Consider the following 15,228-nt stretch of genomic DNA (forward strand, 5'->3'; position numbering starts at 1 on the left):
TTAAGGGGGGCTAGGGGGGATCGAGATATGTGCAGCCTCATACAAAATTGGTATTACATAAAACCGATCGCCCTTTCCTTCATCTGCGTCCATCCGCGTTTATCCGCCTGCATCTGCGGTTCAAAAAAGCAATCGCCCCCAAAAAGAGCGATCGCCCTCCCAAACAAATTATCCCTCATCCTCCGACTTTACAGGAGGACGCCCCGAAATCACAATAAATCCCACAGACTCAAGAGTCATGTGCGGGCGGCGAATACCAGCTAAAACCGCTTCACTCAACAAACTTTCCGTATTGATTTCCTCAGCCAAAACCGATTCTAAAAGTTGTTCGGATTTAGAAAGTCGATTCAACCGCAATTGCAATTGATTCACCCGGTTTTCTAGTTGGATAGCAGCAGTAACAGCAGATCGATCGCACATTTCCACAAAAGCCGATCGCCCGCGCAGCAACTCCTCAGATACCACCCGTCCCTTTTGACAAAAATCATCCCATTCTAGCGGATCGACAAAACTGTCAATCAGCGACGTGCGATTTTTCGACAAATTATAATCCCGATTGGGCCCGCCTTTTCCCTTATAATCACGCTGCAAAATCGCCAGAATTTCTGCATCTTCCACCAGAGACATTGGCTCGCTGCGAGCATCTACAAACACCGTTTCAAAAATTGGGAGAAACAGAGCATCAGCGCGGCGCTGCAAAGCTTTTAAGTTGTAATTTTCGATGTTTTGTGCTTGCAAAACTTGCTCAGCAGGCTGCACATCAGTCTGGATTGAATAATTAAACTGAAAGCCGAACCACTCCTTCCCGGGCTCCGCATCCCAACTTTCATCATGCCGCCACATGGCAAAAGCTTGACCGCGATCGTCCCAGCGAATATAAGAGCTAATTGCATCGATCAATCCCTCACCAATGCGGTAAAGAGCAACATCCGCATTCTGATAAGCAATACGGCGATTGTAACTACCATATTGCTGGCAATAAGGAACCAATCTGGTCATCAAATCCTTGGAGGGAATTAACGTTTTTTGAGTAGGTTTATAGCGCATCAACCCCGATACACTCGGATGTTCAATTTGTTTGAAGTGGAGAGCTTGACACAACCAACCTTCAGTAGCCCGCTGCATTTCTTTATGCTTAGCATCGCAGTTGTCGAGAGATTCAAAATACTGAGATGCACTGTCATCAAGAGTATCAATTTCATCGAGAACGTACTGTTCGTCAATTTTGATTTTCTCTTGTTCGATTTCAGTTTTAATCGCTTCAATTTCGCTGGATAAGCCCTTGCCTCCCTCAGCAAACAACTTTTCTTCAAGTTTGAGAAGTTTTTCCTCAGCATAAAACTGAAGGCTGGCAATAGATTTGTTGAAAATATCAAACCCATCTTTTAAAACTTGAAACCAAGCTTCATGGGGACTCTCCGGCAAATCCGGGCCTGCAAACAAACAAAATTGCACTCCCATTTTGCTGCCAATGCGATCGACTCTGCCGAGTCTTTGTTCTAACTGGTTGGGAAACCAGGGTAAATCGAAGTGAACTAACCAATCTGTCAATTGCAGATTTAGCCCTGCTTCCGCTGATCGATCGCACACTAAGATAAAACAATGCGGGTGTGTCTTAAACCGCTTGACATTCGCCTCAACATCATCAGCCGATTTGCTCGTGTCATGGCTGGCGATCGCATTTTTACCAAAGATTTTAGCTAAATTTTCCGCAATCTCTTGACAAGTTGCAGTAAAACTGGTAAATATTACAATTTTCGGGAAACGCTCGCCCGGAATCGGTCGTTTAATTTGCTGTTGAATTCTCGACAGCAAATCGCGAGGTTTGCTGTGATACTCGCGCGGAACCTTCAAAGCAACTGCCAGAAATCGGAGAACCGCGATTCGTAACAAACTCAGTCGATCGAGTCCTTCCTGGGGCTTTTCCAGGGTATTGAGCAAGGTTTCCAGCATTTCCCTTTCTTCGGGAAACAGCGCAGTTTTGGTCAAAATCGCCGTGTCATTTGGTCCAAATTCGCGATCGAGTTCTGGAGTCGATTTTTTCTGCAAACGAGCTTTGACAACCCGTTCTAAAACACTCAGCCAAGTACCAGAAGCGCGGAAAAACAGCAGAAAAATTCTCTGATATTCGCTCGACTTGGGAGCGACTGTGCGCCATTTATCGAGTACGGCTTGAATTTCCGACCACTGTTCATCATTCAGATCATACTCGGCTTTGGGGACAGCATCTCGGTCGAAAATCACATCTTCAACCGCATCCCGGCGGTTGCGAAGGATGCGACGATGCAGGCGGTAGGTATCGCTAACGTGAGTGCGAATAGTTCGGACAAGGCGAGCCTGTTTTGCGGTTTCTTTAGTTTTCAAACAACTTTCTAACTCTGTTGCTAATCCGATTAAATAATCATCTTTTGCAAAAATAGTGCGAAGTTGAGCAAGTTTTGTTTGCAAGACAGCCGGCTGGGAATTTTCTCGGAAATCTAGCAAAGCGCGACCGATTTCTTGACGGTTTTGCACCTGTTCTTTGAAGCTTTCCAGGTCATCAAGACGGTAAGTTGTTGGATCTAGCAAGTGCAGCATCGTTAGAAAATCTTGCTCCTGGCCGAGAACTGGCGTTGCAGATAATAACAATACATTTTTGCTTTTCTGAGCTAATTTCTGACAGAGTTCAAAGGACTGCTGCTGAGCACGATCGCTCGAATTTGCCATTGCCGCCACATCATGCGCTTCATCCACAATCAGAAAATCTAGGTTAGCGTTGCGGCTAATTTGATTGATGTCGCTAACAGCAACAAGCTGCACTCTGTCAGCAAAATGAGACAAATAGAATTTATTTTCCAACTCCTGCCGCCACTGTTCGAGCAAGTATTTGGGAACCAGTACCACAGCGCGTCCGTTGGGTTCATCTAGCAGGAATTGGCGGAGAATTGTCCCGGCTTCTACTGTTTTTCCGAGGCCTGGTTCGTCGGCTAATAAATAGCGCACGATTGGGTCTTCTAGGACGCGCCGGACGACTTCAACTTGGTGGGGATAGAGGTCTATGTTAGCAGAAATTAAACCTGTCATGCCGCGGCTGACGGCCCGCTGTTCGATCGCAGATTGAACAAATGCCAATCGGCGATCGTGAAAATACGGCGTTTCTTGGCCTTTGACTGCTAAAATGTCGATCGGATCGGCGATCGGGATATTGCAGCGAACGTAAAGTTCGGTTTCAACAGCTTGCAAACTTTGGCTGTCGGGCAGGTCAATTTCGTACTCTAATTTATCTTCATCCCAGTCATAAACTCGCCCAATTATCCATCTTTCCTGAGTGGTACTCCAGAGGTAGCAGCGGGTTTGGCGCTGAAGTCTAGCTTCTTGCAGTAGACTTAAGGGCACGGTTTTGCGGATGCGATTTTTAACTGAGCAAAAATATTCAACTACCGCCTCGGTACGCGATACCTCGACAACTTTTCCGACTCCCAAATCGCTTCGGGGCGATCGAACTAACGAACCAACATCAATCATAATTTCAGCCTGACAATACTTACTAGATTACAATCAATCCTTTCCAGTTAAAATTTTTAGCAAAATGCGATTTTTGCCTGAGTCACTTTTGTAGTCAAATGACAGCAAATCTGGCATTCGGAAAACAATAAGTTTAGCATGGTAACTCACATCTTGCACCATTCTCAAGAACGGGCAAGATGCCCGTTCCACAAAAGATAATTTTTTTTGTGGAACAGGCATCTTGCCTGTTCCTAAAAGACTAATTGAGAATGGTGCAACCTATGAGTTAAAACTCACATCTTGCACCATTCTCAAGAACGGGCAAGATGCCCGTTCCACAAAAGATAAATTTTCTTGTGGAACAGGCATCTTGCCTGTTCCTAAAAGGCTAATTGAGAATGGTGCAAGATATAAGGCATGGTAACTAACATTAGAAAACCTAGTGCAACAATCTCAAACCCTTGATTCAACGCCCTTGAGTCCGTAAGTCCTGAATAACTAATTACGAGGAAGGAAAAATAACGCCTAGATTACCGGATTCCCATTTCGGATATTTCTGCATAACACTGCTATAAATTTCCGACTCTGTGAACCATGCTAACCAAGCTTGTAGCCCAGGCCAAGGCTGTTGGTTGAACCAACTTTGATCTGTATGAGCGAATTGACGAACAAAAGGTGCGATCGCCATATCAGCCAATGCTACATTGTTACCAAACAAATATTTAGTGGCACTTAACTGTGAGTTGAGTTTTTCCAGGAATAAAGAACCTTCATACCGATGTACTTGGGCATCAACACCGGGATAACGATCGGGGTACTTATAACGGTCAAGATGATATTTAAACCTATCATCAAATAGAGCAATTAGTTCCAGCATTTCTGTAACAGAACCTTGCTGTGGCATTAACCATTTTTCAGGATCGTGTTGTCTCAATGCCCACAACATGATATCAATACTTTGATCCAGTACACGCCCGTCAACATCAATCAATATTGGTACTGTACCTTTGGGAGATACCTCCAACATCTCTGGTGGTTTGTCTCGCAAAACAACTTCCCGTAACTCACACACCCGATTGCTAACCATCAAGGCCAAGCGCGCGCGCATAGCATAGGGACAGCGGCGAAAGGAATACAAAATCGGGTATGTTGCTGACATATAAGATCAATTCCGGTTGCACCGGAATTATTGTTGACTGTTGACTGTGGGTCAAAGAAATGAAAATTGCGCGAATTATTTGTTGACCGCAGGATTAGACTTGACGCCCGACGATGAAGCGCGGATTTGAGATCATTCCGGCCTGCGCCGGAATTGATATAATTAGTCGATCGCACGATCGGGTTTTTCGGGCCAGAAACGCGGTTTCTTTCGATATTTCTCGTCGCCAAACAAGATTTTTCGTAGAAACCGGGTTTCTTTCAGCTTAGTGAATAATAATATTAGTCGCAGGCCTCATCTACTTTTTCCTTCCCATCGTAGCGCGCGCCTATATGTACTTGGTTGCGACGCTTAGCAAGCTCAATCTGACGTTGACGTTCAGATAAGGCTTGTTTTTTGGTTTCAGTTTTTGAGTCATGACAATGAGGACAACTCACACCAAGTACAAATAATTCAGAAGCCTTATCTTCCTGACTAATCGGGTGACGACAACCGCGACAAAGTTCATAGTTTCCCGGCTTTAAGTCGTGACCAACAGAAACCCGTTCATCAAAGACAAAACATTCACCTTCCCAACGACTTTCTGCTTCCGGCACCGTTTCCAAATATTTTAAAATTCCGCCTTCGAGATGATAGACTTCCTCAAAACCTTGAGTACGCAAAAAAGCAGTAGATTTCTCGCAGCGAATACCACCCGTGCAAAACATTGCCACCTTGGGTTTATTGCGTAAAGCAGTTTCCCGCCGCACCCATTCAGGTAACTCAGAAAAGCTTTTTGTTTTGGGATTAATAGCGCCTTCAAAAGTACCCAGAGATACCTCGAAGTCGTTACGCACATCAACCACGACAACATCGGGATCGTCAAGCAGCTTATTCCACTCATCAGGCTTAACATATTTGCCAGCCATGAGGCGGGGATTAATGTCCGGTACCCCCATCGTGACTATTTCGCGCTTCAAGCGTATTTTCAGACGGTAAAAAGGTGCTTTTTCCGAGAAAGATTCCTTGTGTACCAGATCCGCAAAACGCGGGTCACTACGCAAGAATGCCAGCACTGCGTGTACCCCCTCGGACGAGCCGGCAATCGTGCCATTAATACCTTCTTGGGCCAGCAAGATAGTGCCTTTGACGTTGTTGTTGTTGCAACGATCGAGTAGCGGTGCTTTCAGCTCAGCAAAATCAGGTAATTCAACGAACTTATATAAAGCAGCGGTTAAGAAATAAGCCATAGATTGAATGGATAAGAGTAATTAAATTTCATAATTAAATTATATGAAAATTCAGTCAAAGCGGGCGGTGGGACTCGAACCCACGAGGTTCAGCGGAAGAGGTAAGCATCACTCATGGAACCCGATACTGGCAAAGGGTTACATCCTCCGAGCTGATTTTTGTATCCCGTGTGGTCTCGAATTTGTCTCCAAAGTGCTAACGTTGTCCTGTCGCTTTTGAAATTTTACCATGAGCCATACGTCTCGTAGAGGTGCGGAATGTGAGTTAAAAGCACCACGCAAAAAGTCGAGGGCTGATTTGGCGGATATGGAAACTGTGCTGGACGTATTGGCAGAGCTAGGCGCTTAACCAAAGCCATATTTAGAGACACTCCAAATACTCTCCAAATTGTCTCCAAATTGTCTCCAAACAGCCCTCAAAAACCCTGTGTTTGTCTCCAAAAACATCCTGTGCAACCACAGAGATCCAGCCCTAGAAACGCCAAAACCCTTGATTCCTCAAGAGTTTTAAAGAGTTTTTTCGCAAGCGGACGGTGGGACTCGAACCCACGACGTTCAGCATGGGAAGCTGACATTCTACCACTGAATTACGCCCGCACTTAGTGTTTTTTACCTGTTTTCACCTTCTTTGACTTGGGAGGCCGATCGGTAAAAAACCACTAGAAAAACATTGTACAACTATTTTCGGATTTTGAGTAGACCTCTTGCAAAAATCCTTTTCATCAATTGATGGGACGGGCAAGATGCCCATCCCACAAGAAAAAATAAATCTTGTGGGATGGGCATCTTGCCCGTCCTAATTATTTTTGCAAGAGGTCTAGTATAGCATTTTGACAATCAATTTTGGGCGGCCGCCGATCGCCCCTCCACCCGACAAAAAAGTCCTGCACCAAAGGCAGGACTTAATCTAACTTAAATTTCTTAGTCTCAAGCGAGAGGGACTTTGTTTGACAAGAAGCGGTTTCAACCGCCGATCGATCGAGGGGAATCGAACTTTGCCGTTAGACGAAGCGCAAAGAGGTGCTGTCAATAGCCAGGAAAGAAACTGATTGGACGATCGCAATCAATTCATCCGATCCCGAAGTCTTCTTAAAGATAGCGGTTCCAGCAGGCAATCCTTCGGGTGAAGCACCTAACTGGTAAGTGCTAGGAGCACCTTGAAGTTGGAGGATATCTTCAGTCGGGTTAAAACCGACAATCAAAGCGTAGTCGCCTGCGCCAGTGCCGGTATCGTTGCCATCGTTGTAATAGAACTTGGTGGCATCTCCCAGCAAGAAAGTATCATTGCCTTCAGCGCCAATCAGCGTATCGATTTCGCCTCGCCCTGGGTTAGCAGCAGTGCCGTCAACGCCACTGAGAATGTCGTTGCCTTCTTTGGCATAGAGGAAATCGTTGCCAGTACCGCCGAGCAAAGCATCATTATCTTTACCGCCGTAGAGGTTGTCGTTACCAGCGTCGCCGGCTAAGGTATTGTTGCCTAGATCGCCGCTGATGGCATCGTTACCGTCGCCGCCATACAAAACGTCGTCACCTTTTCCTCCTAACTCGATATCGTTACCGTCGCCTCCAATCACGGTGTCATTGCCGTCGTTGCCAAATAGGAGATCGTTGCCGTCGTCGCCAAATAAGGCATCGTCTCCTTTGCCTCCGAAAAATGTGTTGTTTTCGCTATTGCCGATTAAGGTGTCGTTGCCTTTGTTGCCGTAGACGGGACTGTTAGCGTCGATCGCAATAATCGCGTCATTGCTGTTGCTGCCGATATTCCCTGACGCTGAGCCAGTCGGTGCGGGCGCGCTTGTGACTGTGAGTGCGATCGGAAGTGCGATCGTCTGAGCCGGCGAGGGAGTGAAAACGGGTGTAGGTGTTGTAGCCGGTGTGGGTGTCGTAACCGGTGTGGGTATCGGTGTGGGTGGCAGCGGTGGGAGTGCAACCGGTGTTGGCACGGTGGGTGTTGGCGCCGTGGGTGTTGGCGCCGTGGGTGTTGGCGCTGTGGGTGTTGGCGCTGTGGGTGTTGGCGCTGTGGGTGTCGGCGCTGTGGGTGTTGGCGCTGTGGGTGTCGGCGCCGTGGGTGAGTCTGGTAAATTAGCAGCCAGAATGTCGCTACCAGAGAGGTTGTTGATGGTTTCGATTAAGCCAGCACCTGCGAGGGTTGGGGAGGCACCGAAAAAGTCTAAAATCACCAAGTCATCCGCAGGGTTGGCGATTCCGTCTTTGTTGATATCAACTACCAGACTGGTACCTTGGCGCCCCAACCCCTGAGTTCCCGCCGCCAGCAGCGACAGGGAAAGGTTTGTGCTGGTGCCGAAACCTATTTGCACATTATCTATACCCTCAGTATCCTGAATCTGACTCGACTTGCTGTTGGAGGAATTGTATAAATCGTTACCTGCACCGCCTCGCAGCACATCAGTGCCTCCATTACTGCTGATGTAGGAATTCAGCGTATCGTTACCTGCACCGCCTTCTAAAGTGCTGTTGGAACTACCTACACCGGTAAAGAACAAGTCATTGCCATCTCCCCCTAACAAGAGGCCACCACCATCCAAGATATCATCGCCCACACCTCCATCCAGGGTGCTATTGTTGCTGCCGCCACGGATGTCGTCATTTCCTGCACCCCCGCTGAGGCTGTTAGTACCGGCATTGCCCTTGATGGTGTCGTTGTCGGCACCGCCATCCAGCGTGTCATTGCCGTCGCCACCAAAGAGGCTGTCATTCCCCCCACCACCACTGAGGTTGTTATCTCCTGCACCGCCAACCAGGGTGTCGTTGCCTTCTAAGCCTGAGATGTTGTCATTGCCTTCTAAGCCTGAGAGGTTCTCATCACCGGCAGTGCCTATGAGGTTATCATCGCCGGGAGTACCTGTGGTTACACTGAGTCCGCCTGCTATCGTAGCCTCAGTGAGATTAGCAGCGAGGATTGCTGTACCAGAAAGGTTGTTGATGGTTTCGATCAAGCCAGCACCCGCGACAGTCGGCGATGCACCGAAAAAGTCTAAAATCACCAAGTCATCGGCAGGCTTTGCTATCCCATCTCCGTTAATGTCAATCAGTAGGCTAGTACCTTGTCGCGTTAATCCAATCTTTCCAGGCGACAAGGATAGAGAAACATCTGTGCCCTGGATATCGAAATTGCCAACAAACAGCCGATCTGTGCCATCGGTATCCTGAATCTGACTCGTTTTCCCCCGTGGAGCTAGATAGTAATCGTTGCCGATTCCCCCTCGTAGCACCTGGCCGGTATTCCCATACTCGGCATCGATCGTATCATCGCCAGCACCCCCATCTAAGGTGCTATTTGAGGAGCTATAAAAACCGCCATAAATAGAGTCATTCCCGTCGCCGCCAAACAAGCTATCGTTGCCCAAGCCTGGCTCGAGAGTATCATTTCCTGCACCCCCATCTAAGGTGTTATTGGAGCCCGAACCAATAAGTGAGTCATTGCCGTCTGCCCCAAAAAGGCTGTCGTTGCCTAACCCGCCATTGAGAGTGTCCTCTAAGGATGTACCCAGAAATATTGCCATGTTTTTTCCTGCTTAGTGTAAACAGGCGAGGGCTAATTTTACTTAGCTACTACGCCCTAATTATCTCTCAGTGCTTTTTCCCAATAATTCTGCGAATTTTCCAAAAAAGTTTTTTTGGCATAATTTGTTTCATTTGCAACAAAAGATGCTATCGCTTATAGCCTATCGTCACAAAAAAATAACTGGACTTACAGCACTTTGAGATAAAACCCGCCACAAAGATGGTAAACTTTAAAGATGTAAAAAAAGCACATTATTTAGACATGGCGGCATATTGTATTGACTTACCACAGAAGATACTAAGTGCGTGGCAAAACAGAGATTCACTCTTGAAATAAAAGAGCGCCAAGGCATAGAGGTAAGTAGAACAAGTTTGTCCCGCACTCTTAACCGCTTAAAATTAAGGCGTAAAAAAAACTTTAGTAGCGACTGAGCAAGCTACAGAACTTGTACAAAAATTGCGCTATGAATGAAGGCGTTGGCTAGATACTATACACATCAAAAACCACGTATTCATTGATGAAACAGCGGCAGCCGATCGCACAACCGAGCCATGATACTGTGGGGGACGAGCAAATTGTCATCGCAACGCAAACCTGCCCCGAACCTTGACAAAGAGTTAGCCGCTTCTGCGCGCACATTCCGATCGCGAGCGAACTGCATCATTTTTAACAGGGCCGCCATTGAGTCCGCAGTTTGAGTCTGCCGCCCTCCCATCGCCACGAACGATCGCACCATAAACTCCCCATCCTTCACTTTCCTCAGCAACCTCGCTAGCGCCACCGCAGAGTCGCACTTTCTCACAGCCGTTACCCCCCGCAGCCCCTCTTGAGAATCCGAACTTTGCAGCGCTGCTTGGATTTCCCTAATTTCCCTCATCCAAATAAAATTTATTTTTGTTAATTTTATTTAAGATTTTAGCAAAAAGTGCCGGATGTTGGCAAAATAAAATAATTAAAAAATTCAGTTATTAAATTAGGTCTGCAAATTAACATCCTCAAACTTCAACACCCGAAGAAATTTAGGAAGTAATTCCTGAGTTCAAGCAATATTGGCAACCGCTAATCAACGATACTCTGGAAATGACTCAAGCAGTTAAAAAAATAATCCAGAGATAGTTTACATCGACGGGGCGCTAGCGAATTTGCGTGAAGCGAAGCTATCCCGCTCTTAATCGCCACAACCTGCCTAAAAACGAGCTTAATGGCGGTTCTGTAGGAGATTTTTTTATACTTAATTGTACTATTTTCTTTCCCCGCATATTCTCGCTAGCCCCACTGCTTGAGAAGAACCCAAAAGATTCCGGTTGGAAGTTTATTGAGGAGTTGGGGCATTTAGGGAACTCCACTCGCTCGCAAACATTCATAGAATTGCTACGATCGCAGAATCTGGAAAGTTCACTGATTCTCCGCTCTTAACAGTACAATTAGTATAATTTATAAGGGATTTCCCGTTTCAATCTTGTCCCGGCTAGGAAAGGGGGAACTCCCAAATAAGAATTTTAAAATCGATGCAGCGCACCGACCGAGTTCGGGTAGAAATTATTATATCGGCAGGTAGATGACTCATTATTCATTCTGATATATATATATATATATATATATTAAAAACAAATGCAATATAACTCTAATACGCGCCCCCGAAGGTATCTGGTAAAAAAAATGAGTCAGAATAAGTATTCCAAGAAATTTAAATTTCAAGCTGCTATCAAAACTGCTCAAAAGCAGCAGAACGATCAAAACGACTTATTTCCTGTAGTCGCCATAGGAGCATCGGCGGGTGGATTGGAAGCCTTTATCCAATTACTGAGCCATTTGCCGATCGATACCGGCATGGCGTTTGTAATAATTCAGCATATGTTGCCGAATCAGGGAAGTGGGTTGAGTTTGATTCTGGCTCGATCGACCCTGATGCCCGTGCATGAGGTGACAGATGGGATGCTCATAGCACCGAATCAGGTCTACGTTATCCCCGCGAATTTCAGCATGACCATCGAGCGATCAGTGCTGAAGCTAACGCCTCGCGGCAAACGAAAGGGGGTATTTATGTCCGTCGATATTTTTATGTTTTCCCTCGCCGAAGAACGGGGGAACAAATCCATCGGCGTCATTTTGTCCGGGGGCGACAGCGATGGTGCCCAAGGGTTAAAAGCGATTAAGGCCGCAGGCGGTATTACTTTTGCCCAATGTGAAGATACGGCACAAGTTAGCAGTATGCCGAATACTGCGGTGGCTACGGGTCAGGTAGACTTTATCTTGCCACCGCAAAAAATAGCATATACAATAGCAGAGATCGGCCGTCATCCCTACATGAGCGCATCTTCACTTGCGATCGCAAGTGAAGATGCGATCGCAAGTGAAGATGCGATCGCAAGTCAAGATGCGATCGCAAGTGAAGATGCGATCGCCATTATCTACAGTTTGCTGCGGGCGGCTGCAGGAGTTGACTTTACTCACTACAAACAAACCACCTTGAAGCGGCGGATACATCGGCGGATGTTGCTCTACAAGCTGGAACGGATCGAACATTATGCCGAATATCTCCAAAACACCCCGGCAGAAGTAACGGCGCTGTATCACGATGTCTTAATTCATGTCACCAGCTTTTTCCGCGACCCAGAAAGCTTTGATGCCTTAAGCAGCAATGTTTTTCCCGCAATCGTCAAAGATAAATCGCCGAAAAAACCGATCCGAATTTGGATTGCCGGCTGTTCAACGGGTGAAGAAGCTTACTCGATGGCGATCTGCTTGCTAGAGTTTTTAGCAGCTCGATCTACTACCCTGCCGATTCAGATATATGCCACAGACATCAGTGAAAATGCGATCGCGATCGCTCGCACTGGCTTTTATACCCATGCCCAAGTCGCCGATATTTCACCCGAACGCCTACATCGGTTCTTTGTCCCAGTCGAGGGCGGATACCAAATCGCTAAGCCCGTGCGCGAACTCTGCGTCTTTGCGAGACAAAACCTGATCGCCGATCCGCCCTTTTCGCGGATGGATTTGATTACCTGTCGGAATGTGCTGATCTATCTGACACCCCTGTTGCAGAAAAAACTGCTGCCAATGTTCCACTATGGGCTTCAGCCGGCAGGCTTTTTGCTGTTAGGCACTTCGGAAACGGTTGGAGAGTTTTCACTATTGTTTGCGGTATTCGATAAAAAGAATAAAATTTATACTAAAAAACTGGTAACGCATTGGCTTAGCATGGATTTAAATGCTAGCAACTACCCTCTGACACCACCCAACCCACCAGGGCAGCACGCGGAAAGATTGGAGGAAATCGAAATGGAAAAAGAGGCCGATCGCATTGTTTTGAATCACTATGCCCCTGTCGGAGTCGTGATTAACACAGCCAGCGAGATTCTGCAATTTCGAGGACAGACGAATGCCTACCTAGAACCGGCTCCCGGTAGAGCGAGCTTTAGCCTGCTGAAAATGGCAAAAGAAGGATTGCGCGTGGAACTGCGTACTGCAATTCAAGAAGCCTCACATCAGAAGCAGCCGATCGCACGGACAGGCTTCCAACTTAAAGACGGCGCTCGCCTCCGGCAGGTCGGAATTAATGTGATTCCATTCCAAGCCGGCGCTGTAGCAAAAGACTATTTTTTAGTGTTGTTTCAAGAGGAGTCGCCGATCTCTGCAATGCCTGCTGCTGACGAGGATAGAGTCAACTCTGATGATTCACAGGGTGAAAGTGAGGAGATTGCAAGGCTGCTACAGGAACTGAAAACTACAAAAGAACATCTCGGAGCGATCGTCCAAGAACATCAAGCCGCTAATCAAGATTTGAGAGCCGCCAACGAAGAGATTTTGTCGAGCAACGAAGAGTTGCAAAGCATGAATGAGGAACTCGAAACCGCGAAAGAAGAGATTCAGGCAACCAATGAAGAACTCAACACGATTAATGACGAATTGCAGCGGCGCAATTTGGAATCGACTGAGGTGAGCAACGATTTAGAGAATCTCCTGACCAGCATCAATATTCCGATCCTGATGCTGGGAAACGACCTGCGAATCCGCCGGTTTACTCCCGCAATTGAAGGCATCTTCAACTTGATTTCTGCCGATGTCGGGCGGTCTTTGAGCGACATCACTCACAAGTTGATAGTACCGGACTTAGAGCAATGGATTTTAGGGGTGATCCGCACGCTCAATTTGAAAGTTCAGGAGGTTCAAGATCGAGACGGTCGTTGGTACGATCTGCATATTCGACCCTACCGGACGCTCGACCACAAGATTGATGGGGCGGTGCTGATGTTGGTGGATATCAACGAGCTAAAAGTGAGCGCCCAGCATTTGATGGAAGCGAAAAATTACGCCGAAACGATCGTGGAAACCGTGCGGGAACCGTTGCTAGTGCTAGATCTCGACCTGCGGGCGCTCACCGCCAATCGTTCTTTCTACGAGACGTTTCAGGTGATGGCGAGCGAAACAGAGCACCGATCATTGTTCGATCTCGGTAATGGACAGTGGAATATTCCCAAGTTGCGAGCGCTCCTCAAAGAAATTCTGGCAGGCACTCCCCAGTTTCAAAATTTTGAGGTCGAGCATAACTTTGAACACATCGGGCATAAAATAATGCTGCTCAATGCCCGCAAAATGCCTCCGCTTGGCGATACACAGATGATCCTGTTGGCGATCGAGGATATCACGGATCAAAAACAGTACGAGAGAGAACGCAGCCTTCGGATTCAAGAACAATCGGCTCGTGCGGCTGCTGAGGAGGCCAACCGCGTCAAAGATGAGTTTTTGTCCGTCCTTTCTCACGAACTGCGGACGCCGCTGAATGCGATGATTGGCTGGGCACAGTTGCTGCGCGTGAAAAAATTTGACGAGGCTAAAACCCTGGAGGCGCTAAAAACGATCGAGCGCGCCGCCAAAGCACAAAACCAGCTCATCGATGACATCTTAGACGTTTCGCGGATTACCACAGGCCAATTTCGGCTCAATGCTTCTGAAGTTGAGATCAATCCACTGGTTGAAAATGCGATCGGGGTAATTCGTTTCGCCGCAGAAGCCAAAAATATTCAAATAGAATCCAGGCTAAGTCCTTTAAAACCAAAGATTTTGGGCGATCCCAGTCGCTTACAACAAGTGGTGTGGAATCTACTTTCAAACGCGATTAAATTCACCCCAGCCGGAGGAAGAATTGAAATCGCATTAGACTACATTGATGGCATGGCTCACATCCAAATTAGCGATACTGGTAAGGGCATTCACCCTGATTTTCTCCCCTATGTGTTCGATCGCTTCCGTCAGGCAGATAGTAGCTACTCTCGCAGAGACTCAGGATTGGGGCTAGGATTGTCGATCGTCCGTCATTTAGTAGAACTCCACGGCGGTACAGTTTGTGCCACAAGTGCGGGTGAGGGACAAGGGGCAACCTTTACCGTGAGGTTGCCGCTACGAACCGATATCCATGATTGTTGACTGTTGATTGTTGACTGTTGATACCAATTTAATGTGAAGTTGCACATATCTCGATCCCCCTAAATCCCCCTTAAGAAGGGGAGTAGGGGTTGACTTTGAGAAGAATCTTGTCCCCCCCTTAGTAGGGGCGGTGCGACCCCTACTCCCCGTGCCCGCCCTCTTGGCTAGGGGGGATCGGATTCTATGCAACCTCATAAAAAATTGGTATTGTAAAACTTCATTAAGTTTCTCGTCAAAGATAGTCAGGAGTAGTATATGCTGACTGAACAGAAGGATTTGGACTGCCCAAGCAACCGCTTTCAACGCGGTCTTTATTTACGGGCCACACCTATCACTCATGCAGCTAGCCGATTGGCAAACACATCCACAGAGGTTTGTACAAAACCGCAGATGGTTTG

General features: G+C 47.1%; 9 protein-coding genes and 1 tRNA gene. 2 read left to right on the forward strand and 8 right to left on the reverse strand.

All coding sequences use genetic code 11. The features are described 5' to 3' along the window. Nucleotides 1-53: 53 nt before the first annotated feature. Genes QUB04_RS27020 through QUB04_RS27030 form a run of 3 tightly spaced genes read right to left on the reverse strand, consistent with a single transcriptional unit; the run spans nucleotide 54 to nucleotide 3,726 of the window. Nucleotides 54-179, reverse strand: a complete 126-nt coding sequence (locus QUB04_RS27020) for a hypothetical protein (RefSeq protein WP_333289189.1) — start codon at nucleotides 177-179, stop codon at nucleotides 54-56. Next, nucleotides 169-3,504, reverse strand: a complete 3,336-nt coding sequence (dpdE, locus tag QUB04_RS27025) for a protein DpdE (RefSeq protein ID WP_333289191.1) — start codon at nucleotides 3,502-3,504, stop codon at nucleotides 169-171. Before dpdE ends, QUB04_RS27020 begins: the two co-directional genes overlap by 11 nt. A 33-nt stretch (nucleotides 3,505-3,537) precedes the next feature. Beyond that, the gene (locus QUB04_RS27030) at nucleotides 3,538-3,726 is read right to left on the reverse strand and encodes a hypothetical protein (RefSeq protein ID WP_333289193.1); all 189 of its coding nucleotides are present in this window, start codon (nucleotides 3,724-3,726) and stop codon (nucleotides 3,538-3,540) included. Between the two features lies 1 nt (nucleotide 3,727). Between QUB04_RS27030 and QUB04_RS27035 the strand changes: the two genes are divergently transcribed. Then, a complete protein-coding gene (locus QUB04_RS27035) occupies nucleotides 3,728-3,910 on the forward strand; it encodes a hypothetical protein (RefSeq protein WP_333289195.1) in 183 nt (60 codons plus the stop codon). Between the two features lie 78 nt (nucleotides 3,911-3,988). Here the strand turns inward: QUB04_RS27035 and QUB04_RS27040 are convergent, their stop codons facing one another. From QUB04_RS27040 to QUB04_RS27060, 5 genes are all read right to left on the reverse strand, one after another. Continuing rightward, complete coding sequence (locus QUB04_RS27040; RefSeq protein WP_333289196.1) at nucleotides 3,989-4,645, reverse strand: glutathione S-transferase; 657 nt, start codon at nucleotides 4,643-4,645, stop codon at nucleotides 3,989-3,991. A gap of 281 nt (nucleotides 4,646-4,926) precedes the next feature. Continuing rightward, nucleotides 4,927-5,874: an oxygen-dependent tRNA uridine(34) hydroxylase TrhO gene (gene trhO / locus QUB04_RS27045; RefSeq protein ID WP_333289198.1), complete on the reverse strand. Its 948-nt coding sequence runs from the start codon at nucleotides 5,872-5,874 to the stop codon at nucleotides 4,927-4,929. Nucleotides 5,875-6,399: 525 nt separating this feature from the next. After that, nucleotides 6,400-6,471 (reverse strand) — tRNA-Gly (locus QUB04_RS27050). 404 nt (nucleotides 6,472-6,875) lie between these two features. Next, a complete protein-coding gene (locus tag QUB04_RS27055; protein ID WP_333289200.1) occupies nucleotides 6,876-9,398 on the reverse strand; it encodes a calcium-binding protein in 2,523 nt (840 codons plus the stop codon). 513 nt (nucleotides 9,399-9,911) lie between these two features. After that, on the reverse strand, nucleotides 9,912-10,277 hold the full coding sequence (locus QUB04_RS27060; protein ID WP_333289202.1) for a HEAT repeat domain-containing protein: 366 nt from the start codon (nucleotides 10,275-10,277) through the stop codon (nucleotides 9,912-9,914). A gap of 782 nt (nucleotides 10,278-11,059) precedes the next feature. Between QUB04_RS27060 and QUB04_RS27065 the strand changes: the two genes are divergently transcribed. Continuing rightward, nucleotides 11,060-14,830 (forward strand): chemotaxis protein CheB, encoded by a 3,771-nt coding sequence (locus tag QUB04_RS27065; RefSeq protein WP_333289204.1) that lies wholly within the window; start codon nucleotides 11,060-11,062, stop codon nucleotides 14,828-14,830. Nucleotides 14,831-15,228: the final 398 nt, after the last annotated feature.

The organism is Microcoleus sp. D2_18a_B4 (assembly GCF_036702475.1).
Classification (GTDB): Bacteria; Cyanobacteriota; Cyanobacteriia; order Cyanobacteriales; family Microcoleaceae; genus Microcoleus.

Coding starts and splice junctions, on each gene's coding strand:
- QUB04_RS27065 (WP_333289204.1), top strand. CDS start 11,060: ATGAGTCAGAATAAGTATTCCAAGAAATTTAAATTTCAAGCTGCTATC.
- QUB04_RS27030 (WP_333289193.1), bottom strand. CDS start 3,726: ATGCCTGTTCCACAAAAAAAATTATCTTTTGTGGAACGGGCATCTTGC.
- QUB04_RS27060 (WP_333289202.1), bottom strand. CDS start 10,277: ATGAGGGAAATTAGGGAAATCCAAGCAGCGCTGCAAAGTTCGGATTCT.
- QUB04_RS27055 (WP_333289200.1), bottom strand. CDS start 9,398: ATGGCAATATTTCTGGGTACATCCTTAGAGGACACTCTCAATGGCGGG.
- QUB04_RS27020 (WP_333289189.1), bottom strand. CDS start 179: ATGAGGGATAATTTGTTTGGGAGGGCGATCGCTCTTTTTGGGGGCGAT.
- dpdE (WP_333289191.1), bottom strand. CDS start 3,504: ATGATTGATGTTGGTTCGTTAGTTCGATCGCCCCGAAGCGATTTGGGA.
- trhO (WP_333289198.1), bottom strand. CDS start 5,874: ATGGCTTATTTCTTAACCGCTGCTTTATATAAGTTCGTTGAATTACCT.
- QUB04_RS27040 (WP_333289196.1), bottom strand. CDS start 4,645: ATGTCAGCAACATACCCGATTTTGTATTCCTTTCGCCGCTGTCCCTAT.